The 25,316-nt window shown below is 66.4% G+C and carries 22 protein-coding genes and 1 tRNA gene; 20 read left to right on the top strand and 3 right to left on the bottom strand.

Going from position 1 to position 25,316, the window contains the following annotated elements:
- The first annotated feature begins 29 nt into the window (after positions 1 to 29).
- The 13 genes from B5E42_RS16630 to B5E42_RS16570 all read left to right on the top strand — a co-directional run bounded on the left by B5E42_RS16630 (position 30) and on the right by B5E42_RS16570 (position 14,076).
- Positions 30 to 809 (top strand): ABC transporter permease, encoded by a 780-nt coding sequence (locus tag B5E42_RS16630; protein ID WP_087241704.1) that lies wholly within the window; start codon positions 30 to 32, stop codon positions 807 to 809.
- A complete protein-coding gene (locus B5E42_RS16625; protein WP_087241702.1) occupies positions 785 to 1,588 on the top strand; it encodes an ABC transporter ATP-binding protein in 804 nt (267 codons plus the stop codon). The genes B5E42_RS16630 and B5E42_RS16625 overlap by 25 nt, the downstream gene beginning before the upstream one ends.
- Positions 1,589 to 1,642: 54 nt before the next feature.
- Complete coding sequence (locus tag B5E42_RS16620) at positions 1,643 to 2,725, top strand: ABC transporter substrate-binding protein (RefSeq protein WP_242967200.1); 1,083 nt, start codon at positions 1,643 to 1,645, stop codon at positions 2,723 to 2,725.
- 126 nt (positions 2,726 to 2,851) lie between these two features.
- Entirely contained in the window at positions 2,852 to 4,360 is a 1,509-nt protein-coding gene (locus tag B5E42_RS16615; RefSeq protein ID WP_087241700.1) for an ATP-binding protein, read from the top strand.
- A 5-nt stretch (positions 4,361 to 4,365) separates the two neighbouring features.
- A complete protein-coding gene (locus tag B5E42_RS16610) occupies positions 4,366 to 5,043 on the top strand; it encodes a response regulator transcription factor (protein ID WP_087241885.1) in 678 nt (225 codons plus the stop codon).
- A 219-nt stretch (positions 5,044 to 5,262) separates the two neighbouring features.
- Entirely contained in the window at positions 5,263 to 6,078 is an 816-nt protein-coding gene (locus tag B5E42_RS16605) for a glucosamine-6-phosphate isomerase (RefSeq protein ID WP_087241698.1), read from the top strand.
- Between the two features lie 10 nt (positions 6,079 to 6,088).
- Complete coding sequence (nagA, locus tag B5E42_RS16600; RefSeq protein ID WP_087241696.1) at positions 6,089 to 7,246, top strand: N-acetylglucosamine-6-phosphate deacetylase; 1,158 nt, start codon at positions 6,089 to 6,091, stop codon at positions 7,244 to 7,246.
- Between the two features lie 25 nt (positions 7,247 to 7,271).
- Complete coding sequence (locus B5E42_RS16595; protein WP_087241694.1) at positions 7,272 to 8,426, top strand: class II fructose-bisphosphate aldolase; 1,155 nt, start codon at positions 7,272 to 7,274, stop codon at positions 8,424 to 8,426.
- A 3-nt stretch (positions 8,427 to 8,429) separates the two neighbouring features.
- Positions 8,430 to 9,713 carry a glucose-6-phosphate isomerase gene (locus tag B5E42_RS16590; RefSeq protein WP_087241692.1) on the top strand — a complete coding sequence of 428 codons (1,284 nt, stop codon included), beginning with the start codon at positions 8,430 to 8,432 and terminating at the stop codon, positions 9,711 to 9,713.
- Between the two features lies 1 nt (position 9,714).
- Complete coding sequence (locus B5E42_RS16585) at positions 9,715 to 10,551, top strand: triose-phosphate isomerase family protein (protein WP_087241689.1); 837 nt, start codon at positions 9,715 to 9,717, stop codon at positions 10,549 to 10,551.
- A 16-nt stretch (positions 10,552 to 10,567) separates the two neighbouring features.
- On the top strand, positions 10,568 to 12,055 hold the full coding sequence (locus B5E42_RS16580; RefSeq protein WP_087241687.1) for a lactate racemase domain-containing protein: 1,488 nt from the start codon (positions 10,568 to 10,570) through the stop codon (positions 12,053 to 12,055).
- Positions 12,056 to 12,099: 44 nt separating this feature from the next.
- Positions 12,100 to 12,879, top strand: a complete 780-nt coding sequence (locus B5E42_RS16575; protein ID WP_242967212.1) for a sulfite exporter TauE/SafE family protein — start codon at positions 12,100 to 12,102, stop codon at positions 12,877 to 12,879.
- Between the two features lie 96 nt (positions 12,880 to 12,975).
- The gene (locus tag B5E42_RS16570; protein ID WP_087241883.1) at positions 12,976 to 14,076 is read left to right on the top strand and encodes a metallophosphoesterase; all 1,101 of its coding nucleotides are present in this window, start codon (positions 12,976 to 12,978) and stop codon (positions 14,074 to 14,076) included.
- Between the two features lie 236 nt (positions 14,077 to 14,312).
- Here B5E42_RS16570 and B5E42_RS16565 read toward each other — a convergent pair whose 3' ends face one another.
- Both B5E42_RS16565 and B5E42_RS16560 read right to left on the bottom strand, forming a co-directional pair.
- Positions 14,313 to 14,972, bottom strand: coding sequence for a hypothetical protein (locus B5E42_RS16565; protein ID WP_087241683.1), 660 nt, complete (start codon positions 14,970 to 14,972; stop codon positions 14,313 to 14,315).
- On the bottom strand, positions 14,969 to 15,307 hold the full coding sequence (locus tag B5E42_RS16560; RefSeq protein ID WP_087241681.1) for a PadR family transcriptional regulator: 339 nt from the start codon (positions 15,305 to 15,307) through the stop codon (positions 14,969 to 14,971). The genes B5E42_RS16565 and B5E42_RS16560 overlap by 4 nt, the downstream gene beginning before the upstream one ends.
- Before the next feature lie 156 nt (positions 15,308 to 15,463).
- Here B5E42_RS16560 and B5E42_RS16555 point away from each other — a divergent pair.
- From B5E42_RS16555 to B5E42_RS16530, 6 genes are all read left to right on the top strand, one after another.
- A tRNA-Gly gene (locus B5E42_RS16555) sits at positions 15,464 to 15,539 on the top strand.
- A 113-nt stretch (positions 15,540 to 15,652) separates the two neighbouring features.
- Positions 15,653 to 16,927: a 2-hydroxyacyl-CoA dehydratase family protein gene (locus tag B5E42_RS16550; RefSeq protein ID WP_087241679.1), complete on the top strand. Its 1,275-nt coding sequence runs from the start codon at positions 15,653 to 15,655 to the stop codon at positions 16,925 to 16,927.
- Positions 16,924 to 18,576 carry an acyl-CoA dehydratase activase gene (locus B5E42_RS16545; protein WP_087241677.1) on the top strand — a complete coding sequence of 551 codons (1,653 nt, stop codon included), beginning with the start codon at positions 16,924 to 16,926 and terminating at the stop codon, positions 18,574 to 18,576. Before B5E42_RS16550 ends, B5E42_RS16545 begins: the two co-directional genes overlap by 4 nt.
- A 53-nt stretch (positions 18,577 to 18,629) precedes the next feature.
- The gene (locus B5E42_RS16540; protein WP_087241675.1) at positions 18,630 to 19,964 is read left to right on the top strand and encodes a transglutaminase-like domain-containing protein; all 1,335 of its coding nucleotides are present in this window, start codon (positions 18,630 to 18,632) and stop codon (positions 19,962 to 19,964) included.
- Positions 19,965 to 20,118: 154 nt separating this feature from the next.
- Positions 20,119 to 20,472 (top strand): BlaI/MecI/CopY family transcriptional regulator, encoded by a 354-nt coding sequence (locus tag B5E42_RS16535; protein WP_087241673.1) that lies wholly within the window; start codon positions 20,119 to 20,121, stop codon positions 20,470 to 20,472.
- A gap of 16 nt (positions 20,473 to 20,488) precedes the next feature.
- Positions 20,489 to 21,871 carry a M56 family metallopeptidase gene (locus B5E42_RS16530; protein WP_087241671.1) on the top strand — a complete coding sequence of 461 codons (1,383 nt, stop codon included), beginning with the start codon at positions 20,489 to 20,491 and terminating at the stop codon, positions 21,869 to 21,871.
- A 59-nt stretch (positions 21,872 to 21,930) separates the two neighbouring features.
- On the opposite strand, the gene B5E42_RS16525 is transcribed toward B5E42_RS16530, so the two are convergent.
- The gene (locus tag B5E42_RS16525) at positions 21,931 to 24,558 is read right to left on the bottom strand and encodes a cation-translocating P-type ATPase (protein ID WP_087241669.1); all 2,628 of its coding nucleotides are present in this window, start codon (positions 24,556 to 24,558) and stop codon (positions 21,931 to 21,933) included.
- A gap of 333 nt (positions 24,559 to 24,891) precedes the next feature.
- Here B5E42_RS16525 and B5E42_RS16520 point away from each other — a divergent pair, with 333 nt between their 5' ends.
- Positions 24,892 to 25,305, top strand: a complete 414-nt coding sequence (locus B5E42_RS16520; RefSeq protein ID WP_087241667.1) for a hypothetical protein — start codon at positions 24,892 to 24,894, stop codon at positions 25,303 to 25,305.
- Positions 25,306 to 25,316 lie beyond the last annotated feature (11 nt).

Below are 25,316 nucleotides of genomic sequence, written 5' to 3'. Positions count from 1 at the left end.
CTGGGGACAACAAAGGAGGCTCGGTTCCGATGAAGCTAAAAAAATCGTCATTCTGGAGTAAGATACCCAACTGGGTATGGCTGCTCATCTCCCTGGGCGTGGCAATCGCACTGTGGCTGGTGGCCGCAACCCTGTGGCCGATTGTCTTTGCCACCCCGAAACAGGTGCTGGACGCATTCATTGACAAGGCGGCCAGCGGCGTGCTGTGGGGTCACGTGTGGGCCAGTCTGTCCCGTGTGCTCTCCGGCTTTGCGATTGCCTTTGTGGTATCCATCCCGGTGGCTTTCCTCATGGCCTGGTATGACCCCTTCCGCCACGTGGTGGAGCCCTGGATCCAGTTCATCCGCAACATCCCCCCTCTGGCCTATGTGTTCCTGATCATCGCCGCCCTGGGCATCGGTCAGGTCAGTAAGGTCACCGTTATCTTCATCGCCGCCTTCCTGGTGATGGTCATCACCATCTATCAGGGCGTCAAGAGCGTGGACACCACCCTCATCAAGGCCGCCCGGGTGCTGGGCGCCAAGCAGAGCGACATCTTCTTCAAGATCACCATCCCCGCCTCCACCCCCTTCATTCTGGTGGCCGCCCGGCTGGGCCTGTCCACCTCTATGACCACCCTGATGGCCTCCGAGATCGTGGGCGGCGACAAGGGCATCGGCATGATGATCCAGCAGGCCAACGGCTACTACCAGATGGATGTAATGCTCATGGGCATCATCCTGCTGGGCATCATCGGCATCTGCTTTGAGAAGATCGTGAAATTCCTGGAGAGGAGGTTTACGGGATGGCAGGAAACAATTCAGGCGTAAATGCCCCTGTAAAGGTACATATTGACCACGTGGTCAAGAAGTTCAACGGCCGCAACGGCGAGATGGTGGCCCTGAACGGCGTGGATCTGGACATCCATGAGAACGAGTTTGTGTGCGTGGTGGGCCCCTCCGGCTGCGGCAAGTCCACCCTGCTCAACATCATCGGCGGCCTGGAGAGCCCCACTGAGGGCCAGGTGCTGGTGGACGGCAAGCCCGTGCAGGGCCCCGGCCCCGACCGCGGCATCGTGTTCCAGCAGTACGCCCTGTTCCCCTGGCTCACCGTGGAGAAGAACGTGCAGTTCGGCCTCAAGCTCCAGGGCAAGAGCAAGGAGGAGTGCGAGGAGACCGCCCGCAAGTATCTGAAGATGGTGGATCTGGAGGGCTTCGCCAAGTCCTACCCCAAGGAGCTGTCCGGCGGCATGAAGCAGCGCGTGGCCATCGCCCGGGCCTATGCCGTCAACCCCAAGGTGCTGCTGATGGATGAGCCCTTCGGCGCCCTGGACGCCCAGACCCGCACCCAGCTGCAGCAGGAGCTGCTCAACACCTGGGAGAAGGAGCAGAAGACCTGCTTCTTCATCACCCACGACGTGGAGGAGGCCATCATCCTGGCCCAGCGTGTGGTGGTCATGTGCGCCCGCCCCGGCCGCGTCAAGGACATTGTGGACATCGACATCCCCTACCCCCGCGATCAGGAGACCAAGATGAGCCCCCGCTTCCTGGAGCTGAAGAACCACATCTGGAGCCAGGTGTACCAGGAGTATCTGTCTGTGCGCAAGTAACCGTGATTGCTCCGGCCCTGCCGGATCGTCAAAAATCAACAAGGAGGAACCATTATGAAGAAACTGCTTTCTCTTGCCGTGGCCCTGGGCCTGGCTCTGTCCCTGGCCGCCTGCGGCGGCGGAACCACCACCGACGAGTCCCCTGCTCCCGCCACCGACTCCCCCGCGGCCAGCACCGAGACCGCTGCTCCCGAGTCCGAGACCCCCAGCTATGAGCCCGCCACCGTCCGCGTGGCCTACATGCCCAACCTGGGCTCCGCCGGCTCCCTGTTTGTGGGCATTGAGCAGGGCTACTTCGAGGAGGTCGGCCTGACTGTCGAGCCCTTCGAGTTCCAGGGCGGCCCTGCTGAGATCGCCGCAATGGCCTCCGGCGACATCGACATCTCCCAGATCGGCCACGGCGCCCACTCCCTGTGCATCCAGGGCCAGGCCGTGATCTTCCAGATGGATCACACCACCTCCCTGTCCGACGTGGTGGTGGGCAACCGCTCTCACGGCATCGAGACCATTGAGGATCTGGCCGGCAAGACCGTGGCCGTGTCCTCCGGCACCTCTTCCGAGATCATTCTGCAGCAGGCCCTGGCCCGCGCCGGCATGAGCATGGACGACATCAACACCGTGGAGATGACCGTGGACGGCATGACCACCGCCATGGTGTCCGGCCAGATTGACGCCGCCGCCTCCTGGTCTCCCAACACCATCACCCTGCAGAACGCTCTGGGCGATGACTATGTGGATCTGGGCACCAACGCCGACTTCCTGGACAGCGCCATCTTCCCCTCCAGCTACATCTGCACCCCCCAGTATGCCGAGGAGAACCACGACATCCTGGTGCGCTTCGCCCAGGCTCTGGACAAGGCCCACGACTGGCGTGCCGCTCACCCCGAGGAGATGGCCACTCTGCTGGCCCGGGAGCTGGACGCCCCTGAGGAGACCATGCTGGCGGCCGTTGGAGAGGCTGACTGGCAGACCATCACTGAGGTCTGCGGCGACATGGACGCCATCAAGACCGTTTATGAGACCCAGCAGGGTATTTTCCTGAACAACGGCACCATCACCGAGGAGGTTCCCGTGGAGAACTACGTACTCTTCGACGTGATGCAGGAGGCCTACGACGCCTACAGCGCCGCCAAGTAAATCCCCGATGATCCCGCCGGGGCTCCGTGTTGATGGCGGAGCCCCGGCGCTCTTTCTGCTCAATTGCATCCCCGGGCGGGATCGGGTATAATGATGTCACTGGCCCAAAAGGAGGGAGATGCGGGGATGCTGATATTGGTGCTGATTTTGTGCCTGGCTACGTCCCTGTATGTGGCGCTGCGCCGAAAGGACTCTCTGTCCCTGTACCTGCTGGGCATGAGCCTGTGCAACCTGATCATGCTGGCGGGCATCATCGTCTATATCGCGGCCATCGGCGGCACCGCCGCCCAGCAGCGCACCCTGCTGTTCCTCTTCCCAAGCCTCCAGACCTGGCTGCACGATCTTCCCATCCCTCTGGGCAAGCTGGGCTACCTGGTGGCGGTGGGCCGCTCCCTGTTTCCGCTGTTCGTGCTCCAGGCCGCCCTGGAGACCACCATGATCTCCCTGGTGCGGCGGCACCTGCGGACGCTGCGTCTGCTCTCCTTCCTGTTCCCCGTCCTGTCCCTGGTCTACTATTACCCGCCTGTGTTCCGGATGGTGATCAACGGCAGGCTGTGGCTGCTCCCCGTGATGGTCAACATCTGCTTTGGCTGGATTGTCCTCTATCTGGCGGTGGCCATCGCCCTTATGTTCCTGGAGTACCGGGCCCACACCTTCCCCGCCTTCAAGCGCAATTTCCGCTATGTCCTCCTCTCCGTGGTGAGCATTTCCGCACTATACCTGCTCTACGCCAGCAAGGATCCCGCTCAGATCTACAACATGTTCGTCTCCGAGTACATCCGCCTGGGCATCAGCAGCTATATCAGCCCCACCCTTCCCGCGCTGGGGTGGCTGATGCTGGGGCTGTGCACGGTGTTCTTTGTGGCCCTGGGCAGCTATAACATGGTGCGCTACACCCAGCTGAACTATGACGACGAGCGGCAGGATATGATCCTCCAGCGGAAGTTCGACACCGCCGGCATGGGCATCTCGGTATTTGTCCACGGCGTGAAGAACCAGCTGCTGTCCAGCCGGGTGCTCCACAAAAAGCTCTCCCGCGCCCTGTCGGCGGAGCCGCCGGATCTGGCGCAGGCCCGGGCCTGCGCCCTTCAGCTCAACGAGCTGAACGAGGGCATGCTGCGGCGGATGGACGAGCTCTACCGCACGGTGAAGAACAACGCCATCTCCCTGCGGCCGGTGCCGGCGGCAGAGCTGGCCCAGGCGGCGGTGGAGCGGTTCCACGGCAAATACCCCGGTCAGCCGGTGGAGGTGGAGCTGTCCACCGACCGGCCCGTGCTGGCCGACCTGGGCCATCTCAGCGAGGCGGTGTGCAACCTGCTGTGCAACGGGTATGAGGCCGCCGTCCAGGCCGGGCGGGAGGAGCCCCGCGTCACCCTGCGCATCCGGGCCGAGCGGATGTGGACGGTGGTGGCGGTGGAGGACAACGGGCCCGGCATCCCTCCGGAGAAGCGGGGCAGGATCTTTGAGCCCTTCTTCACCAGCAAGAATACCAACTACAACTGGGGCATGGGCCTGTACTATGTGCGAAAGATCGTCCAGAGCCATCTGGGCAAGCTGCGCCTGGAGAGCCGGGAGGGCCAGGGCGCCAGCTTCCTCATCATGCTCCCCGTCTACGACCCCCGCAGGAAGGAGTGAACGGCGTGGACAAACCGATTCGTGTCATGGTGGCGGAGGACTTCCCCCTGCTGCGGGAGGACTTCTGCGACGTGGTGTCCTCCCAGCAGGACATGGAGGTGGTGGGCGCCGCCGCCACCGGCGACGAGATTGTGGCCCTGGCGCGGAGCACCCCCTGCGACGTGATCCTCATGGACATCGAGATGGAGACGGTGGACGCGGGCATCCGCGCCGCCGAGATTATCTCCGCCATCCATCCGGACATCAAGATCATCTTCCTCACCGCCCACGAGACCGACGACATGATCACCAGCGCCATGGGCACAGGCGCGGTGGACTATGTGGTCAAGGGCTGTGAGGAGGAGCGGCTGCTGGAGCACATCCGCCGGGCCAGCCAGGGCCGGGCGGAGCTGGAGCCCAAGATCCAGAACACCGTCATGCAGGAGTACGCCCGCCTGCGCCGCAGCGAGCGATCCCTGATCTTCTTCATCAACAATGTGGCCCACCTGACCCCTGCGGAGCACGAGCTGGTGAAGCTGCTGCTCCGGGACAAGAAGGTGGCCGAAATCGCCAGGCTCCGGTGCGTGGAGGTGGTGACGGTCAAGACCCAGATCAAGGGCCTGCTGCACAAGTTCGGCTGCTCCCGCACCAAGGAGATCGTCAAGATGATCCGCCAGATGAACCTGGAGCATCTGTTCCAGTGAATTCGTCCAGGCAGCATAGGGCTGCCTGGACGAGGAAGCTGCAGCCCGCTGTGCGCAGGTATTGGCCGCTTCCGGCGGCCAATACCCACGCTTGCGTGCTGAGAGGTGTTTTCGTCCACGCGCGTGTCGCGGCCGAAAACTGATCCAACTGAGTTCGCGCCTGCGGGCGTGAACTCTGCGAGGCTTTGTCAGGCAATATTGTGAAAGGAGTTTACCGCAATGGACTACTATCATATTTCCGCCCAGGAGCTGGGCCAGGGGGCCAAGCTGCCCATCCTCAAGCTGGGGGACTCCGGCGAGGTGTTCTACGAGATGGCCCTGGAGATGGTCAATGCCATCCGGGCCAACAACGCCGCCGGCAAGCACACCGTCTTTATCTGCCCGGTGGGCCCGGTGGGCCAGTACCCCATCTTCGTCCGCCTGGTGAACCGGGAGAAGCTGTCCCTGAAGAACTGCTGGTTCATCAACATGGACGAGTACCTGACCGACGACGGCCAGTGGATCGACCAGAACGACCCTCTGTCCTTCCGGGGCTTCATGGCCCGGAACGTGTACGGCAAAATCGACCCGGAGCTGCTCATGCCCGAGGAGCAGCGGGTGTTCCCCGATCCCAGCGACCTGGGCCGCATCCCCGCCCTCATTGAGCAGTTGGGCGGCGTGGACATCGCCTTCGGCGGCATCGGCATCACCGGCCACCTGGCCTTCAACGAGCCCCAGCCCGAGCTGACCCCCGAGCAGTTCGCCCAGCTGCCCACCCGGGTGCTGGACATCCACCCGGAGACCCGGGCCACCAACTGCGTGGGCGATCTGGGCGGCGCCCTGGAGGACATGCCCCACAAGTGCGTCACCATCGGCATGAAGGAGATCCTGGGGGCCAGGAAGCTGCGCCTGGGCGTGTTCCGGGACTGGCACCGGGCCGTGTGCCGCCGGGCGGCCTACGGCGAGATCACCGCCGCCTTCCCCGCCACCCTGGCCCAGAAGCACCCCGACGCCCTGCTGTATGTCAACAGCGTGGCCGCCGGCCAGGCCTATTGAGGAGCGCGCCATGGACAATTCCTTCTATCTGAAAAACGGCGCAGTGCTGTGGAACGGCGCCTTCACCCCGGTGGATCTGGCGGTGGAGGACGGAACCATCACCGCCGTCACCCACGGCTATCACAATGAGAAGGGCCTGCCCGAGGTGGACGCCGCCGGGTGCAAGGTTCTCCCCGGCTTCCTGGATCTCCACACCCACGGGGCCGCCGGAGTGGACGTGAACGCCGCCGACGCCGAGGGCCTGCGCACCATCGGCCGGTTCTTCGCCAGCCAGGGGGTCACCGGCTGGCTGTGCTCGGTGCTCACCGACACGCCGGAGCAGACCCTCTGGTGCATGGAGCAGGCCCGGCAGGTCATCGAGGGCGGCCCCTACGACGGGGCGGCCCTGCTGGGCATCCACCTGGAGGGGCCCTGCCTGTCCTCCGAGTACAAGGGCGCCATGCCGGAGCACCTGCTGATGCACACCGCCGACGCGGAGCTCTTTGCCCAATATCAGAAGGCCTCCGGCGGCCACGTGCGCTACACCACCCTGGCCCCCGAGATCCCCGGCGTGCCCGAGCTGATCCCCCGCCTCAACGCCATGGGCATCGTGTGCGCCATGGGCCACAGCGGCGCGGGCTATGACCAGTGCGTAGCCTGCGTGGAGGCGGGCGTCCGCTCCACCACCCACCTGGGCAACGCCATGCGCCTGTTCCATCAGCACGACCCGGCCATCTTCGGCGTGGCCCTGGAGAGCGACGTGTATGTGGAGGCCATCTGCGACGGCCGCCACCTCCACCCGGGCACCGTGCGGCTCTACCTGAAGGCCAAGGGGTATGACCGGGTGATCGCCGTCACCGACTCCATCATGGCCGCCGGCCTGCCCGACGGCAACTACAAGCTGGGGGTCAACGACGTGATTGTGGAGGACGGGGACGCCAAGCTGCCCAACGGCGTCCGGGCCGGCTCCACCCTCACCCTGGCCCAGGCCCTGCGCAACCTGATGGCCTTTACCGGAGAGGGGGCGGAGACCGTCTCCCGCCTCATGACCGCCAACCCCGCCCGCCTGATGGGCTGGGCCTCCAAGGGGGAGCTGGACGTGGGCCGTGACGCCGACCTGGTTCTGCTGGACGAGGATTACCAGGTGGCCCGCACCGTGGTGGGCGGGCGCACCGTGTACACCAGATAACCGAACAACCGAAAGGAGAATCATTATGCCTCTCGTACCTCTGCGTCCCGTGCTGGACGCCGCTGTGAAATACGGCTACGCCCAGGGGGCCTTCAACGTCAACGCGGTGGCCCAGGCCGAGGCCGTCATCGCCGTCCACGAGATGTTCCGCTCCCCCGCCATCCTGCAGGGGGCCGACCTGGCCAACGCCTTCATGGGCGGCCGGGTGGACTTCCAGAACGGCACCCTGGAGGACAAGAAGAAGGGGGCCCGCAACATCGCCGAGGCGGTGAAGAAGTTTGCGGCGGACAGCCCCATCCCCGTGGTGCTCCACCTGGACCACGGCAAGAACTTCGACTCCTGCGTGGCCGCCATCGAGGGGGGCTACACCTCCGTCATGATCGACGGCTCCTCCCTGCCCTTTGACGAGAACGTGGAGCTGACCCGCGAGGTGGTCAAGTACGCCCACGCCCGGGGCGTGTCCGTGGAGGGCGAGCTGGGCGTGCTGGCCGGCGTGGAGGATCACGTGTTCGCCGCCAACTCCACCTACACCAACCCCCTGTCCGCCATCGAGTTCTTCAAGAAGACCGGGGTGGACGCCCTGGCCATCAGCTACGGCACCATGCACGGCGCCAGCAAGGGCAAGAACGTGAAGCTGCGCCGCGAGATCCCCATCGCCATCAAGGAGTGCATGAACCACGAGGGCATCCAGGGCGCCCTGGTGTCCCACGGCTCCTCCACCGTGCCCCGCTACATCGTGGACGAGATCAACGCCCTGGGCGGCAGCATCCAGAACGCCTACGGCATCTCCAAGGAGGAGCTGAAGGCCGCCATCCCCTGCGGCATCAGCAAGATCAACGTGGACACCGACATCCGCCTGGCTGTCACCCGCAACTTCCGGGAGCTGTTCCGGGACTGCCCCGAGCTGAAGGACGACCCCAAGGTGGGCGGCATCTGGAAGCTGCTGGACGAGAAGCGGGACGCCTTTGATCCCCGCGCCTTCCTGGCCCCCATCATGGACACCGTCATGTACGGCACCGGCGACGAGGGCTCCGTGGCCCTGATCACCGATGCCATGCGCCGGGGCGTGAAGGAGGCCGTGGGCACCCTGATCGTGGAGTTCGGCAGCTATGGCCGCGCCCCCCTGGTGGAGCAGGCCACCCTGGCCGACATGGCGGAGCGCTACGCCGGGGAGGGCTGAGCCATGGGGGACATCACCCTGACCTTTTCCGGCGGCCGGACGGGCCTCACCCAGGAGGCCCTGGAGCAGCGGCTCCAGGCCGCCGCCCCCCTGCTGGCGGAGGTGCTGGCCGGGGAGGCGCAGCACCGGGACAACCTGGGCTGGTTCTCCGTGGACGAGGCCGCCGGGCCCGAGCGGGTGGACTTCCTGCTGGAGCAGGCCGCCCGGGTGCGGGACGACGCCGACGCCTTTGTGGTCATCGGCATCGGCGGCTCCAACCAGGCGGCCCGGGCGGTGGTGAAGGCCCTGCGGCCGGAGAACGGCCCCGCCATCCTGTGGGCGGGCAACACCATCTCCGCCTGCGAGACCGCCCGGCTGCTGAAGGAGCTGGACGGCTATCAGTCCGTCTACATCGACTGCATCGCCAAGAACTTCGAGACCCTGGAGCCGGGCATCTCCTTCCGGGTGCTGCGCCGCTATCTGGAGCAGCGGTACGGCCAGGCGGAGGCGGCAAAGCGCATCTTCGCCACCGGCACCCCTGGCTCCACCCTCCACCAGCTGTGCATCGACAACGGCTACACCTTCCTCACCTTCCCGGAGCGCATCGGCGGCCGCTACTCCGTGGGCAGCGACGTGGGCCTGTTCCCCATGGCGGTGGCCGGGGTGGACGTGAAGGCCCTGGTGCAGGGCATGCGGGACATGCGGGATGAGCTCCGCGCCGCCCCGGCGGGGGAGAACCTGGCCCTGCGGTACGCCTGCCTGCGCAAGTGGATGCTGGAGCAGGGCCTGAGCCTGGAGATGCTGGCCTTCTTCGAGCCCCGGCTGGACTACTTCGCCAAGTGGTGGATCCAGCTCTTCGCCGAGAGCGAGGGCAAGGACGGCACCGGGCTGTACCCGGTGGTGTCCTCCAACTCGGAGGATCTCCACTCCATCGGCCAGTTCATCCAGCAGGGCAGCCCCATCCTCTTTGAGACCTTCGTGACCGTGCGGGCCCGCGACGCGTCGGTGGTGCTGCCCGCCACGGACAAGAAGGACTACTTCGACTACCTGACGGGCAGGGACTTCTGGGACATCAACGACACCGCCCGGCGGGCCACCATGCGGGCCCACAGCGAGGGGGGCATCCCCTGCCTGGAGCTGTCCATCCCCGCCATCGACGCCCACACCCTGGGGGAGCTGTTCTATTTCTTCCTCTTCTCCTGCTACCTCTCCTGCAGGCTGGTGGGGGTCAACCCCTTCAACCAGCCCGGCGTGGAGAGCTACAAGGGCTATATGTTCAAAAATCTGGGAAAGCCGGGTGCCAAGTAATATGAAACATATTTTCCTCAATTTGAAACGTTTTGACGTGCCGGTGGAGCTGGGCGGGGTCAACCGCCTGGCCCCCATGGCCGAGTGGGGCAGGGTGATCGTGGCCGAGACCCAGAAGGGCCTGACCGGCTACGACCCCGCCGAGGCGGAGTTTGTGGACTTCTTCCCCGAGGCCCACCTGATTCCCGCCGCGGCCGCCCGGGCGGAGAACAGCCCGGTGCAGCTGGGCTGCCAGGGCGTGTTCCGGGCGGACACCGCCGTGGGGGGCAACTTCGGCGCCTTCACCACCAACCGGCCCGCCCACGCCGCCGCCGCCCTGGGCTGCGGCTGGACGCTGATCGGCCACTGCGAGGAGCGCAACGACAAGGCCGGCATCCTGGCCGAGGCGGGCGTCACCGACACCGCCGCCGTCAACCGCCTGCTCAACCAGGAGGTAAAGGCGGCCCAGGCCGCGGGTCTGAAGGTGCTCTACTGCATCGGCGAGAAGAGCGAGGAGCAGGAGCAGTGGCAGCAGGTGCTGGGCGACCAGCTGTCCATCGGCCTGGACGGGGTGGACAAGAGCCGGGTGGTCATCGCCTACGAGCCCATCTGGTCTATCGGCCCCGGCAAGACCCCCGCCGACAAGCCCTACATCGAGAAGATCGCCCGCTTCGTCAAGGAGCAGACCGGCGGCCTGGACGTGGTGTACGGCGGCGGCCTGAAGGCGGACAACGCCGCCATGCTCTCCTCCATCGGCGACATCGACGGCGGCCTGATCGCCCTGACCCGGTTCAGCGGCGAGATCGGCTTCTACCCCGAGGAGTATCTGGAGATTATCCGCCTGTATCTGGGCAAGTAAAAAGGAGTGGAAACACATGAAACTGGAGTTTGAATACGGCCAGGGCCTGATGGGCGCGGAGCTGCCCGACAGCACCGACATCTTCATCCCCGGCGAGACGGTGGCCGACCCGCCCTGCCTGCCCCAGGACTGGGACAGCCTGTACAGCGCCACCCTGGAGTCCATCCGCAACCCCATCGGCATGCCCACCCTGCGGGAGCTGGCCCACAAGGGCAGCAGCGTGGTCATCGTCATCCCCGACATCGTCAAGGGCGGCAACCAGCCCACCAGCCACCGGAAGGTGGCCATCCGGGCCTGCCTGGACGAGCTGTACGCCGCCGGGGTGGAGAAGAAGGACATTCTGCTCCTCTTCTCCAACGGCCTGCACCCCCGGGCCACCGTGGCCGAGATGCAGACCATCCTGGGCCCCGAGCTCTTCAACGAGTTCTACCCCTCCGGCCAGATCACCAGCCACGACAGCGAGGACTACGACCACTTGGTGGATCTGGGCCACACAGCCCAGGGCGACCACGTGATCATGAACAAGTACGTCTATGACGCCGACGTGGCCATCCTCATCGGCCACACCCAGGGCAACCCCTACGGCGGCTACTCCGGCGGCTACAAGCACTGCGCCACCGGCATCTCCCACTGGCGGAGCATCGCGGCCCACCACGTGCCCCAGGTCATGCACCGGCCCGACTTCGTGCCCGTGTCCACCAACAGCGAGATGCGCCACAAGTTCGACCAGCAGGGCATGCTCATGGAGGAGAAGATGGGCAAGAAGTTCTTCTGCTGCGACGCCGTGCTGGACACCAAGAGCCGCCAGATCGAGATCCACTCCGGCTGGGCCAAGGAGATGCAGCCCATCTCCTGGAAGATGGCGGACAAGCGCACCTATGTCCACTGGGCGGAGAAGAAGTACGACATCATCGTCTTCGGCATGCCCACCAACTTCCACTACGGCAACGGCATGGGCACCAACCCCATCCAGATGATGCAGGCCCTGTCCGCCCAGGTCATCCGCCACAAGCGCATCATGAGCGACCACTGCGTGTTCATCGTGTCCTCCATCTGCGACGGGTACTTCCACGACGAGCGCTGGCCCTACCTGCGGGAGCTGTACGACCTGTTCCAGCACGACTACATGAACATCCTCCCCGACATGAACCGCTACGGCGAGTACTTCGCCACCAAGGAGGAGTACATCCGCAAGTACCGCTTCGCCAACGCCTTCCACCCCTTCCACGGCTTCTCCATGATGAGCTGCGGCCACCTGGCCGAGGAGCACACCAGCGCCATCTACATCGTGGGCGCCCGGGAGCCGGGCATCGCCCGGGGCATGGGCCTGAAGACCCGCGCCACCTTCGAGGAGGCCCTGGCCGACGCCATGCGCAAGTACACCGGCCCCAACCCCAACATCCTGGCCCTGCCCCGCACCTACACCACCGCGGCGGTTCACCTGTGCATGAAGGATCCCGCCCTCAACTCCGCCCCCGTGGGCGGTTGCCCCTGCGGCGGCTGAGCCCCCGCTGAAATTCTCCGAAAGAAGGCGTTCCCTTGCAGTACGTGCTCTACTTCCTGATTGCCATCGGCGCCACCACGGTGGGCTCCCTCACCGGCATGGGGGGCGGCGTCATCATCAAGCCGCTGATGGACGTGCTCCACGGCTTTGACGTGCAGACCATCGGCGTGCTGTCCTCCCTCACCGTGTTTTCCATGTCGGTGGTGTCCATCGGCAAGCAGATGCTCGCCAGGACGAAGATCCCCTTCGGCACCGCCATCCCCCTGGCCCTGGGCTCTGTGGTGGGCGGCCTGGCGGGGGAGCACCTGCTCCAGCTCATTGTGGACGCCCTCCAGGCCAACGCCGCCGTCACGGTGGTGCAGAACGTGGTGCTGGGCCTGCTGATCCTGGCGGTGTTCCTCTACATGAAGAACAAGAGCCGCATCCCCAGCAGACAGCTGCGGGGCGCGGCGGTGGCCCTGCTGGTGGGCGTGTTCCTGGGCGTCTGCTCCTCCTTCCTGGGCATCGGGGGCGGCCCCATCAATGTGGCCCTCATCATCTACCTGTTCTCCTTTGACACCAAGACCGCCACGGTCTGCTCCCTGGTCACCATCCTGTTCGCCCAGATCTCCAAGCTGGCCACCGTGGCCCTGACCACCGGCTTCGCCGTCTTCGACCTGTCCATCGCCCCCGTGATGATCGTGGGCGCCATCGCCGGCGGCTTCATCGGGGCCAGCCTGAACAAGAAGTGCTCCGAGGCGGCGGTGGAGAAGGCCTTCAACGCCGTACAGCTGGTGGTGCTGGCCATCGCGGTGTTCAATATTGTCCGCAATCTGATGGCCTGACGCCTCACAAAAAAGGAACGGGATTCTCTCCGGAGAATCCCGTTCCTTTTTTGCGCCGGGCGTGGTACAATAGCAGGAGGAACCGAGGTGAAGCCCATGTCCAGAACCGCAAACGTGGTGCGCCTGACCCTGCCGCCGGGGCGGCGGGTGCTGGTGATCAGCGACATCCACGGCAATCTGCCGTTTTTCAAGGGGGTGCTCTCCGCCGCCCGCTATACCCCGGACGATGTCCTGGTGCTGCTGGGGGATCTGGTGGAGAAGGGGCCGGACAGCCTGGCCACCCTGCGCTATATCATGGCCCTGGAGGAGCGGAACACGGTGTACTGCGTCCGGGGCAACTGCGACAACCTGGTCAGCGATTTCGCCCTGGACGAGGGGGCGCCGGAGGCGGGCTTCTACCACCACTACCTGAATGTGTGGCGGGACCGCTGCCTGCTGGTGCAGATGGGGCAGGCGGCGGGCTTTGAGACCAGAGGGCCGGAGGATCTGGCCGCCCTGCGGGAGGTGGTGCGGGAGCGCTTCGCCCCCGAGCTGGCCTTCCTGGAGGCCATGCCGGAGATCCTGGTGACCCCCGACTATCTGTTCGTCCACGGCGGCGTGGCCGATGAGGAGCGGCTGGACGGCCTGGACGCCTGGGGCTGCATGAAAAACGACGACTTCCTCTCCCAGGGGCACGCCTTCCGCCGCTGGTGCATCGTGGGCCACTGGCCGGTGACCCTCTACGACCCCCGGGTGCCCCGCTGCCGGCCCCTGCTGGAGGAGAGGCGGCACATCGCCTCCATCGACGGCGGCTGCTCCCTCCAGATCGGCGGGCAGCTCAACGCCCTGGTGCTGCCGGAGAGGCCCGGCGGGGCCTTCTCCTGGTTTGCCTACGACGGCCTGCCCACTGCCGCGGCCCTGGACGCCCAGGCGCCGTCGGCGGACTCGGTGAACGTCCGCTGGGGCCGCAACGCCCTGGAGGTGCTGGAGCGGGGGCGGGAGCTGAGCCGCTGCCGCCACCTGGAGACGGGGCGGGTGCTGGATGTGCTCACCGAGTACCTGTACGTGGACAGGGGGGTTACCCGGTGCGAGGACTCCACCGACTACCGGCTGGAGGTGCGCCCCGGCGACACCCTGTCGGTGGTGCGGCGCATCTCCGACCGGGCCCTGGTGAAGAAGGACGGCGTCACCGGCTGGTACTTCGGCCGGATGGAATAACAGCAAAGAGCGGGGCGGGCCTTTGGCCCGCCCCGCCGTGCAGCGTGTCGAAAAAGTCTTTTCGACACGCTGCAGAACTTTTTGAAACTTCAAAAAAGTTTCAAAAAGTTGTTTGATCCAACGCGAAAGGGAACCCTGACGGTTCCCTTTCACACTATCCTTCCCTCCGAATCCTTCGGTGGGATGGTTTATCGACAGCCTGAGCGGGGCGGGCCAAAGGCCCGCCCCGCCGTGCTTTAACGGTCGGTGAGGTGCTCCAGCACCTTGCCCAGTACAAAGCAGAGGGCGACCCCGGCCAGCACAACGCCAAAATGGAGATACCCCAGAAGGCCGTCAAACACCCGGCCCACCACCAGCAGCACCGCCAGGGCCCCAAAGACCTTGATCAGCAGGAGGTTTGAGCTGCCGGAAAACGCGGCCCGCGAGACGCTGTGGAACAAATATCCCGCCGCGGCCAGGATGAGCACCGTCACCAGCGCATCCCCCGTGGTGACCGGGATCTCCGGCCAGCCGCCCCACACAATGGCCATCGGAAAGAATCGGGCCAGCACCCCCCGGTTGACAAACCAGATCACACCCCATACCCCCAGGCATACCAGGGAGGTGGACAGGCCGTCCAGCACCCGCTCCCGCACCGTGAGCCGGGGCACCTCGGCCAGCACCTGGTCGCAGAACTGGCGGTAGTCCTCCCCGATCACGTCGGCGGGGGAGTCCCCCCGGCGCTGGGCGTCCAGGAACATCCGGCCGATGTCCCGGCGCACCAGCTCCTGATTGTACTCGCTCACCGGGGCGGAGCGGAGGTAGACCACCATGTCGGTGAGCACCTGATTGAATTCCGGGCTCAGCGCCCGCTCAAAGGCGTTGTTCTCCCGCATCAGCTGTTTGGTTCGGGTCATGGGGACTCCTCCTTCCGCGTGTCGGCCAGCAGGCGGTTCACCGCCTGCGTCAGCTCGGCATAGCTGCCCATGAAGGCGGCCAGCTCCTCCCGGCCCCGCTCCGTCAGGGCGTAGTATTTCCGCTGGGGGCCCAGCTCCGACGGCCGGAGTTGGGCCTGGACGGCCCCGTTTTTCTCCAGCCGCAGCAGCAGGGGATAGATGGTGCCCTCGGCGATGCGGCCGAAGCCGTAGGCGGCCAGCTGCTGGGCGATCTCATAGCCGTAGGTGGGCTTTTTGCGGATTACCGCCAGGATGCACCCCTCCAGGGTGCCCTTGAGCAGTTGAGACGGGATCATGGCATCACTACCTTGCGTTGCAAAATACCTTTCGCAGCTACATTGTATCACAAAGTAGTCTCCTGTCAAGAGAAAATCCGCAAAAAGGGAACAAGAAAATTTGACACAACCTCTTGACAGAGACGGCCCTGTCCGCTATAATATAATCCGTCGCTTGCAGGTGTAGCTCATCTGGTAGAGCGCCACCTTGCCAAGGTGGAGGTAGCGAGTTCGAGCCTCGTCACCTGCTCCAGAAAAGAAAGAAGGACGGCTGAAAGCCGTCCTTCTTTCTTTTCTGGAATATATGCGTTTTATGTTTCGGGCCGCCTGTTCCGGGCGGCCGTTTTTCTCAGGAAAGGAGCCCCTATGCCAAGTCCCGCCATTGAAAAGCTGGGCCGCTTCATCTCCCGCCAGGTGGGGGAGCATCCGGAGCGGGCCCGCCGCCTGCTCCACACCGCCTACAATCTGGTGGGGGTGCAGATGCGCCTGATTCCGCCCAAAAACGTGCTGCCCGCCCGGTGCATGATGCAGGGGGCCACGGCCCGCTCCATGGCCGCCGGGCTGGGGAAGCCCGGCCGGGCGGCCTGCGTCAACATCTTCCTGCCCTGCGAGCTGCTCCACGCCCTGGACATCCCGCCGGTGCTGCCCGAGGGCCTGTCCTGCTACCTGGTGTCCACGGCGGCCGAGCGGGTGTTTGTGGAGGCCGCGGAGGAGCGGGGGGTGCCGGACAGCTACTGCTCCTACCACAAGATCCTGCTGGGCCTGGCGGAGACCGGCGTCATGGCAAAGCCCCGGTTTGTGCTCAACACCTCCCTGGCCTGCGACGCCAACCAGCTCACCTTCCGCCGGCTGGCCCGGTTCTGGGACGTGCCCCACTTCACGGTGGACGTGCCCTTCTCCCCCGCGGAGGACAGCGTGGCCTATGTGGCGGAGCAGCTGCGGGCCATGGGGGACTTTATCCAGGCCCACACCGGCCGCACCCTGTCGGAGGACGCCCTGCGGGCGGCCATGGCCCGCTCCCGGGCCACGGTGGAGGGTTACCGCCGCTACCTGGAGCTGCGGGCGGAGCGGCACCTGTCCGACGAGATGACCTCCGAGATGCTCTCCGTCTTCGCCGTCCACCCCATGCTGGGCAGCCAGGCGGCCCTGGAGTACGTGGAGCGGCTGTGCACCCAGGTGGCCGCCCTTCCGGAGGGGCGGCGGGGGAAGCGGCTGCTGTGGCTGCACACACTCCCCCACTGGCAGGACAGCCTGCGCGCCCTGCTCAACTTCCGGGAGGACGTGGAGATCGTGGGCTCCGACATGACCCTGGACACCGATCTCCTCCCCGATCCGGAGCACCCCTACGAGTCCATGGCCCGGCGGCTGGTGAGCTCCTCCTTCAACGGCGGGGCGGCCCGCCGGGCGGAGCGGGCGGTGGAGCTGGCCCGGCGGCTGCACGCCGACGGGGCGGTGTACTTCTGCCACTGGGGGTGCAAGCAGACCTCCGGCGCGGCCCAGCTGGTGAAGGGCCGCCTGGAGGAGGCGGGCTTTCCCACCCTGGTGCTGGACGGGGACGGCTGCGACAGCGGCAACGTGAACGACGGACAGATGGTGACCCGGCTCCAGGCCTTCCTGGAGCTGCTGGAGGGAGCGAAATGATCGGATATACCTGCAAATACACCCCGGTGGAGCTGCTCTCCGCCTTCGGCGGGGAGCCGGTGCTGCTGAACCGGGAGGCGGCGGACTTCACCCGGGCCGAGGAGCTGACCCACAACCACTTCTGCTGCCACGCCAAGGCGGTGCTGGAGGAGTGCGGCCGGGAGGGCGTCCGGGAGCTGGTGCTGGTCAACTGCTGCGACTCCATCCGCCGCTGCTATGACGTGCTCCGGGATCGGGGGGAGCTGGACTTCCTCTTCCTGCTGGATCTCCCCCACCACGACGATGGCTGCGCCCGGGCCAGGCTGGCGGCGGAGCTGAAGCGCCTGGCGGCGGAGTACGGGGCCTGCCGGGGCGCAAAATTCGACGCCGCGGCCTTCCGGGCCGCCTTCACCCCCCGCAGCCCCCTGCCCGTTGGGCCCTTCCTGGCGGTGACCGGTGCCCGGGCGGGGGAGAGCCTCCTGGCCGCCCTTCGGCGGGCCTCCCCCATCCCGGTGGAGGACTTCACCTGCGGCGGCAACCGCTTCGTCCCCCCGCCGGAGGGGCTGGGGGAGGAGCCGGACGGCCTGCTGGACTGGTACGCCGGGGCCCTGCTGGGGCAGATCCCCTGCCTGCGGATGGACGCGGTGGGGCGGCGGGAGGAGCTGCTGGCCCACCCCAACCTGAAGGGGCTGGTGTACCACACCGTCAAGTTCTGCGACTACTACGCCTTCGAGTACGAGAACCTGCGCAAGACCACCGCCCTCCCCCTGCTGAAGGTGGAGACCGACTTTACCCCCCTGTCCGCCGGGCAGCTGTCCACCCGGCTGGAGGCCTTCCTGGAGGGGATGAACCTCCGGGCAGCCCCCGCCTCCGCCGGCCGGCGGGGGAAGTACGTGGCGGGCATCGACAGCGGCTCCACCACCACCAACGTGGTGGTGCTGGATCTGGCCGGGAACGTGGCGGCCTCCGCCATCGTCCGCACCGGCCCCAAGGCCAGCCAGGGGGCGGAGAAGGCCTTCGCCGCCCTGGACGGCCTTTCTCCGGCGGACATGGCCGCCATCGTGGCCACCGGCTACGGCCGCAGCAACATCCCCTTTGCCACCGGCCAGGTGACGGAGATCACCTGCCACGCCCGGGGGGCCCACCGGCTGTACCCCCAGGCCCGGGCCATCGTGGACATCGGCGGCCAGGACAGCAAGGTCATCTGCCTGGACGGGGAGGGGAACGTGACCAACTTCGTCATGAACGACAAGTGCGCCGCCGGCACCGGGCGCTTTCTGGAGCTGATGGCCCGCACCCTGGAGCTGGAGATGGACGAGATGGCGGCCATCGGCCTGTCCTGGGAGCAGGAGCTGACCATCTCCAGCATGTGCACCGTCTTTGCCGAGTCGGAGGTGGTCTCCCTCATCGCCGACAACCACTCCGCCGCCGACATCGTCCACGGCCTGAACCAGTCGGTGGCGGGCAAGACCGCCGCCCTGGCCAGCCGGGCGGGGGCCAAAGGGCCCTACATGATGACCGGCGGCGTGGCCCGCAACCGGGGGGTGGTGAAGGCCCTGGAGGAGCGGCTGGGCGCGCCCCTGTGGATCGCCCCCGACCCGGATCTCTGCGGCGCCCTGGGGGCCGCCCTTTTCGCCCTGGACAGCCTGGACAGCCCGGCCGGGCCGTGATAAAATGATGTCTGACGAATCAACCGCAGCGCGTGAAAAGGGAGGCCGGTTCCATGACAAAGAACGAGGCGTTTCTGCATCTGGGCGACGCCCTGCCCACCGACATCGCCCGCCGGCGGGACATGGGAGATCTGGAGGGGGCCGTCCGGCTCATTGACCAGCGGCTCTCCGGGGGGAAGCAGCCCCTGCTGGCCCCCCGGCTGGAGGCGGAGCGGGTGCGGCTGGAGCGGCTGGGCCACGACTACCCCTTCACCCGGGCGGAGGCCGTCGGGCAGATCCGGGCGGAGTGGCCGGAGTTCACCGAGGAGCAGTTTGACGCCCTGGTGGACGGCGGGCGCATCGACTGGCGGATGCTGGGCGGGGAGATGCACATCCACGAGCGGTTCCTGGAGTCCCTGCGCATCTACCCCCGGGAGGCCCCCGGCCTGCGGCCGGAGCGCGCCGACCACACCGAGCGGGACGCCATGCTGGCCCGGATGGAGCGGGAGGGCTCCCTCACCGCCCGCATCACCCTGCGGGCCTCCATCCGCGCCCTGGTGCCGGTGGAGGGGCGGGCGGTGCAGGCCTGGCTGCCCATCCCGGCGGCCTGCCCCCAGCAGAGCGGGATCCAGATCCTGGACGCCACCCCCGGCGGCGTTCCCGCCCCGGAGGACGCCCCCCAGCGCACCATCTGGTGGGACACCAGGGGGGTGTCGGAGTTCACCGTCACCTACCGCTACCTCCACAGGGCGGAGTATGTGAATCCCCTGGCCCTCCCCCTGGAGCCGGTGCAGCCCGCCTTCGATCTGGAGGAGCAGCCGCCCCACATCCTCTTTACCCCCTACCTGCGGGCCCTGGCCGCCCGGCTGACGGCGGGGCTCACCTCCCCGGCGGAGCGGGCCAAGGCCATCTATGACTATGTCACCGGCCAGGTGGACTACCGCTATCAGCCCGCCTACCTCCAGCTGGACTGCATCGCCGACCAGTGCGCCAAGACCCTGCGGGGGGACTGCGGGGTGTTCGCCCTGCTCTTCATCACCCTGTGCCGCATCGCGGGCATCCCCGCCCGGTGGCAGAGCGGCCTGTCCGTCCGCCCCGACGGGGCGGGCCCCCACGACTGGGCCATGTTCTACCTGGCCCCCCACGGCTGGCTGTGGGCGGACTGCTCCTTCGGCTCCTCCGCCCGGCGCAGCGGGGAGGACGCCCGCCGCGCCCACTACTTCGGCAGCCTGGATCCCTGGCGGATGGTGGCCAACTCCGCCTTCCAGGCCCCCCTGACGCCCCCCATGACCGGCTGGCGGCAGGATCCCTACGACAACCAGGTGGGGGAACTGATGGTGGACGGCCGTGGGCTGGACAGCACCCAGCGGGACTGGTCTCAGGAGGTGCTGGAGCTGGAGCTGCTCTGAGCCGTCGCGACGCAGAATCATAGCCCGCCCGGGCCGCAAAAGCGGCCCGGGCGGCTTTTTTGTGCGCCAGACTATAACTGTAGTCTTGACAGGCGCCCTGTCCTGTGGTACACTACAGGCGTCTAGACTACAATTATCGTCTGAGAGGTGCGCCATGGAACTGTCCAAATCCGCCCTGCGCGTGATGAACCAGCTGTGGGAGAAGGGGGAGCTCCCCGCCAAGACCCTGTGCGGCCTGCTCCACGAGCAGTGCGGCTGGAACAAGAACACCACCTATACCATCCTCAACAGCTGCGTGAAAAAGGGCCTCATCGAGCGGCGGGAGCCCGGCTTCCTCTGCCGCCCCCTGGTGGGCAGGGAGGAGGTGCGCACCCAGGAACTGGGGCACCTGGTGGACGGCCTGTTCCAGGGCTCCCCCGCCCTGCTGTTCTCCACCCTGGTGGGCAGCGGCTCCCTGAGCCAAGAGGACGTGGAGGAGATGCAGGCCCTGATCGACAAGCTGAAATAGAGAAGGGAGGCGTCCCATGCTGATCTGGCTGACCCCGCTCCAGATGTCCCTGTACGGAGGGCTCGCCGTGCTGGCGGCCCTGGCGGTGCGGACGGCGGGCCGGAGGCGGCTCCCCTCGGGGGTGCTGTCCTGGCTGTGGCTGCTGGCCGCCCTGCGGTTTCTCCTGCCCGTCTCCGTGTCCGGCCCCGCCTCTGTGGATGTCAGCGCCCTTCTGCCCCGGCCCCTGCCCAGCGTGTCCCTGCCGGCGCCCCTGCCCGGGACGGCGGCGGCCGACGCGGAGGCCCTCCCGGCGGCCCCGGACAGGCTCGATATCCCCTGGCCGGTGCTGGTGTGGGCCGCGGGGGCCCTGGTGCTGGCCGCCCTGTTTGCGGGCTTGTGGCTCTCCTGGCGGCTCCGGCTCCGCCGGGCCCGCCCCTGCCGCCGCCCGGCGGTGGAGGCGTGGCTGACCGGCCGGTCAGGCCGTCGGCTCCGGGTGCTGGAGTACCCCGGCCTGACCACCCCCATGGCCTGCGGCCTGTTCCGCCCCGCCATTCTCCTGCCCCCCGGCGTGCCGGAGGAGGCCCTTCCCCTGGTGCTCCTCCACGAGTCCGTCCACCTGGCCCGGCGGGACAACCTGAAACGGGGCCTCTCCCTGCTGGTGGTCTGCCTGCACTGGTACAACCCCCTGGCCTGGGTGCTGGCGGTTTTCCTGGCCCGGGACGTGGAGCTGGACTGCGACAAGGCGGTGCTGGCCCGGGCGGGCCGGGACTGCCGGGCGGAGTACGCCTCCACCCTGGTATCCGCCGCGGCCCGGCCGGCCCGTTCTTCCCCCTATCCCTGCTACGGCAAGCATGCCATCAAAGAAAGAGTGGTGACCATTATGACATGGAAAAAGCCCACCCGCCGCCGCTGTGTGCTGGCGGCCGTGCTGCTGGCGGCCTTCGGCATCGGCCTGCTCACCGGCTTTGCCGCCGTCTCCCGGCAGGGGGAACCGGATGTGCCGGTATTCCCCCAGGGGGAGGGGGTGGTGGGCCTGGGCAATCGGGAGCCTCCCGATGATCTGAACGCCTTCGGCCTGAGCGGCGCGGTGCTGAATATCGGCGACTATTGGGACATCCCGGTGGAAATCAAGAACGGCGTCATGTGCCAGTTCCGGGACGGAGGCCGGCCCTGGACACTGGCGGAGGGGGAGACGGTGCGCTTCTCCCTGACGGCTGGCCTGGTGGAGGGCTACGAGGAGCGGGGCCAGCCCATGGAGATCGGCGTCCTCCGGGACGGGGCCAGGGTGCCCCTGTTCAACGGCAATCTCAATGTGACCATGGACATGCACTTTACCGCCCCCGCCGACGGGAGCTATGAGTTCTACCTGCTCAACGTCTGCGTGGACAGCATCTATCTGCTGGATGTCTCGGTGCAGTGAACAGAAAAAGAGCCCTCCCGGGCCGCTTTTGCGGCCCGGGAGGGCGTTTGCGTTGCAGATTACTTGTTCCGGGCGTCGCAGATGATTTTCACGATCTGGATCACCACAGTGGGAGCCAGGGCCAGCAGAACGATCTCTCCCAGGTTGGCGACTCCGAAAGCGGGAGCCACCATAAACAGGCCCTTCAGGCCGGGGATAAAGAGCACCGCCAGCAGCAGCACCACGCCGGCAAAGAAGGCCATGACGGAGTACTTGTTGGTGGAGAACTTCAGGCGGAAGATGGACGCGTCGCCCCGGCAGTTGAAGCCGTGGAACAGACGGGCCAGGGTGAGGGTGGCGAAGGCCATGGTGGAGGCCAGGACGGCGTCGCCCCCCTGATAGCCCAGGTAGAAGGCAATCATGGTGACGATGGCGATGAGCAGGCCCTGGCCGCCGATGCGGGTCAGCAGGTCCCGGCTGAGGATGGGCTCCTTGGGGTCCCGGGGCTTCTGGTCCAGCAGGCCCCGGCGTGCAGGCTCCATGCCTATGGCGATGGCGGGCAGGGAGTCGGTGAGCAGGTTGATAAACAGCAGGTGGACCGGCTGGAAGGGCACCGGCAGGGCCAGCAGAGAGGCGTAGAGCACACAGAAGATGCCGGCGGTGTTGCCGCTGAGCAGGAACTGGATGGCGTTTTTGATGTTAGCGTACACACTGCGGCCGTTGACCACCGCCTTGACGATGGTGGCGAAGTTGTCGTCGGCCAGGATCATGGAGGCGGCGTCCTTGGATACCTCGGTGCCGGTGATGCCCATGGCCACGCCGATATCCGCCTTCTTCAGGGCGGGGGCGTCGTTGACGCCGTCGCCGGTCATGGAGACAATCTTGCCCTTGCGCTGCCAGGCGTTGACGATGCGGATCTTATGCTCCGGGGACACCCGGGCGTAGACCGAGATGTGCTCCAGCCGCTCGTCCAGATCGGCGTCGCTCATCTGGTCAAGCTCCACGCCGGAGAGGGCCTCGTCCCCCTCCAGGAAGATGCCCAGCTGCTTGGCGATGGCGGTGGCGGTGACCTTGTGGTCGCCGGTGATCATGACGGTGCGGATGCCGCCCTGCTTGGCGTCGGCCACGGCCTGGATGGCCTCGGGCCGGGGCGGGTCGATCATGGAAATGAGGCCGATGAAGGTGAAGTCGTCCTCGTCGTCCAGGGTGAGGGGCCGGACAGCGTCCAGCTCCTTATAGGCGAAGGCCAGCACACGCAGGCCCTCCATGGACAGCTCCATGTTCACCCGGGCGATGGTCTCCTTCCGCTCGGGGGTCATCTCCACCTTGCCCTCCCGGGTGAGGAGCCACTTGGAGCGGTTCAGCAGCACGTCGATGGCGCCCTTGGTGAACAGGGTGGGGGTGCCGTCGATGTCGTGGAGGGTGCTCATCAGCTTGCGGTCGGAGTCAAAGGCCAGCTCGCCCAGGCGGGGGTGCTGCTCCCGGTAGGTCTCCTCGTCCACGCCGAACCGCTCCCCCAGCATGACCAGGGCCACCTCGGTGGGATCGCCGATGGAGGCGCCGGTCTCGGCGTTGTTGGTGGCGTCGCTGGCCAGCAGGGCGGCCTTGAGCAGCAGCCGCTGCACGTCGTTGACCAGATCCAGGTCGTCCCCCTCCAGCAGGGAGCCGTCGGCGTACACCTTCTGGGGGGTCATCTTGTTCTGGGTCAGGGTGCCCGTCTTGTCGGAGCAGATGACGGACACGGAGCCCAGGCTCTCCACGGCCTTGAGATCCTTGATGATGGCGTTCTGCCGGGCCATCTTCTGGGTGCCCATGGCCAGCACGATGGTGACGATGGAGCTGAGGGCCTCGGGGATGGCGGCCACGGCCAGGGCCACGGCGAACATGAGGGAGTCCAGCACGCCCATGCCGGTGCGGAAGATGGACAGGACGAACACCGCCGCGCAGATGACCATGATGACGATGGCCAGCTTGGCGGAGAAGTTGTCCAGGCTCTCCTGCAGGGGGGTCTTGCGCTGCTGGGTCTGGTTCATGAGGGCGGCGATCTTGCCCAGCTCGGTGTTCATGCCGGTGCCGGTGACCAGCACGGTGGCCCGGCCGTAGGTCACCAGGGAGCCGGAGAACACCATGTTCTTCTGGTCGCCCAGGGCCACCTGCTCGGCGTCGATGGCGTCAGCGCTCTTGTCCACGCCCTCGCTCTCGCCGGTGAGGGAGGACTCATTGACCTTCAAAGAGAAGTTCTCCAAAATGCGGCCGTCGGCCACCACCATGTCGCCGGCCTCCAGCAGCACGATGTCGCCGGGCACCACGTCGGCGGAGGGGATCTCCACCCGGGCGCCGCCCCGCAGCACCTTGGCGGTGGGGGAGGACATGGCCTTCAGGCTCTCCAGGGACTTTTCCGCCTTCACATACTGGACGGTGCCCAGGATGGCGTTGAGGATGAGCACGGCGAAGATGACGATGGTGCTCTCCACATTCTCTGACACGGCGGAGATCAGGGCGGCGATGATCAGGATGATCACCAGCAGATCCTTGAACTGCTCCAGGAACACCTGCAGGGTGCTCTTTTTCTTGCCCTCGGACAGCTTGTTGGGGCCGTACTGCTCGGCGCGCCTGCGCACCTCCGCCTCCGACAGGCCGCGGAGGTCGGCCTGCTGGCTCTCCAGCGCCTGCTGGGCGGTCTGCCTGTAGTAGGGCTGCTCGCTCATGACATTCCTTCCTTTCGTTCTTCTGGAATGGGCGGAGGGCAACAAAAAAGACCTTCCGCCAACCGCTGCATGACACAGCAGTTGTCGAAAAGTCTTGTTACCGCACCGGGCGCATACCGCCAGGCCGGAGAACCGGGCCGTGGTGTTGACGGCATGACTTTCAAACTACTCCCTTTTCAACTGCCGGTATTGTAGCACAGCCGACCTGTTTTGTCAATCTAATTTTCCAGTATGCCCCGGTTTCCGCCCGCCGATTCCACAGACCGTTGACGGCAGGGGCGGATTCCGGTATACTTGGATGGATCCATCAAACAGAGCAAGGGGGGAGACGCCATGCGGTCAAAATGGGTGCGCGGCCTGCTGCGGGCGGCGTGGGGACTGGAGCTGGTGGTGGCGGTGGTGATTCTGGCCGTCACCCTGGTGCAGCTGTTCCTGGTAGGGCAGACAACCCTGAACGAGCTGCTGGCCGGACAGTTCGATCTGGACGGCTTTTTTGTCTCGGCCATGACCATCGTGGTGGGTATCGAGTTTGTGAAGATGCTGCTGCTCCACACACCGCGGGCGGTGACCGACGTGCTCCTCTTCGCCATTGCCCGGCAGCTGGTGGTGAGCCACTCCAGCTCGGTGGACACCCTGCTGGGGGTGGCGGCGGTGGCCCTGATCTTTATCATCAAGAAGTTCCTCCACACCGAGGAGGACGACGGCGCCGCCGCCGGGAAGCGCCCGCCGGAGACGCCCGCCCACTGAACCGAAGAGCC

The organism is Flavonifractor sp. An10 (assembly GCF_002161215.1).
In the GTDB taxonomy this organism is placed as follows: Bacteria; Bacillota; Clostridia; order Oscillospirales; family Oscillospiraceae; genus Flavonifractor; species Flavonifractor avistercoris.
Note: the sequence above shows the minus strand (reverse complement) of the source record. Positions and strands in the feature narration are given on the sequence as shown.

Bases quoted from the DNA above. Each gene is read 5' to 3' on its own strand.
- B5E42_RS16630 (WP_087241704.1), top strand. From the start codon at position 30: ATGAAGCTAAAAAAATCGTCATTCTGGAGTAAGATACCCAACTGGGTA.
- B5E42_RS16625 (WP_087241702.1), top strand. From the start codon at position 785: ATGGCAGGAAACAATTCAGGCGTAAATGCCCCTGTAAAGGTACATATT.
- B5E42_RS16620 (WP_242967200.1), top strand. From the start codon at position 1,643: ATGAAGAAACTGCTTTCTCTTGCCGTGGCCCTGGGCCTGGCTCTGTCC.
- B5E42_RS16615 (WP_087241700.1), top strand. From the start codon at position 2,852: ATGCTGATATTGGTGCTGATTTTGTGCCTGGCTACGTCCCTGTATGTG.
- B5E42_RS16605 (WP_087241698.1), top strand. From the start codon at position 5,263: ATGGACTACTATCATATTTCCGCCCAGGAGCTGGGCCAGGGGGCCAAG.
- nagA (WP_087241696.1), top strand. From the start codon at position 6,089: ATGGACAATTCCTTCTATCTGAAAAACGGCGCAGTGCTGTGGAACGGC.
- B5E42_RS16595 (WP_087241694.1), top strand. From the start codon at position 7,272: ATGCCTCTCGTACCTCTGCGTCCCGTGCTGGACGCCGCTGTGAAATAC.
- B5E42_RS16590 (WP_087241692.1), top strand. From the start codon at position 8,430: ATGGGGGACATCACCCTGACCTTTTCCGGCGGCCGGACGGGCCTCACC.
- B5E42_RS16585 (WP_087241689.1), top strand. From the start codon at position 9,715: ATGAAACATATTTTCCTCAATTTGAAACGTTTTGACGTGCCGGTGGAG.
- B5E42_RS16580 (WP_087241687.1), top strand. From the start codon at position 10,568: ATGAAACTGGAGTTTGAATACGGCCAGGGCCTGATGGGCGCGGAGCTG.
- B5E42_RS16570 (WP_087241883.1), top strand. From the start codon at position 12,976: ATGTCCAGAACCGCAAACGTGGTGCGCCTGACCCTGCCGCCGGGGCGG.
- B5E42_RS16565 (WP_087241683.1), bottom strand. From the start codon at position 14,972: ATGACCCGAACCAAACAGCTGATGCGGGAGAACAACGCCTTTGAGCGG.
- B5E42_RS16560 (WP_087241681.1), bottom strand. From the start codon at position 15,307: ATGATCCCGTCTCAACTGCTCAAGGGCACCCTGGAGGGGTGCATCCTG.
- B5E42_RS16550 (WP_087241679.1), top strand. From the start codon at position 15,653: ATGCCAAGTCCCGCCATTGAAAAGCTGGGCCGCTTCATCTCCCGCCAG.
- B5E42_RS16545 (WP_087241677.1), top strand. From the start codon at position 16,924: ATGATCGGATATACCTGCAAATACACCCCGGTGGAGCTGCTCTCCGCC.
- B5E42_RS16540 (WP_087241675.1), top strand. From the start codon at position 18,630: ATGACAAAGAACGAGGCGTTTCTGCATCTGGGCGACGCCCTGCCCACC.
- B5E42_RS16535 (WP_087241673.1), top strand. From the start codon at position 20,119: ATGGAACTGTCCAAATCCGCCCTGCGCGTGATGAACCAGCTGTGGGAG.
- B5E42_RS16530 (WP_087241671.1), top strand. From the start codon at position 20,489: ATGCTGATCTGGCTGACCCCGCTCCAGATGTCCCTGTACGGAGGGCTC.
- B5E42_RS16525 (WP_087241669.1), bottom strand. From the start codon at position 24,558: ATGAGCGAGCAGCCCTACTACAGGCAGACCGCCCAGCAGGCGCTGGAG.
- B5E42_RS16520 (WP_087241667.1), top strand. From the start codon at position 24,892: ATGCGGTCAAAATGGGTGCGCGGCCTGCTGCGGGCGGCGTGGGGACTG.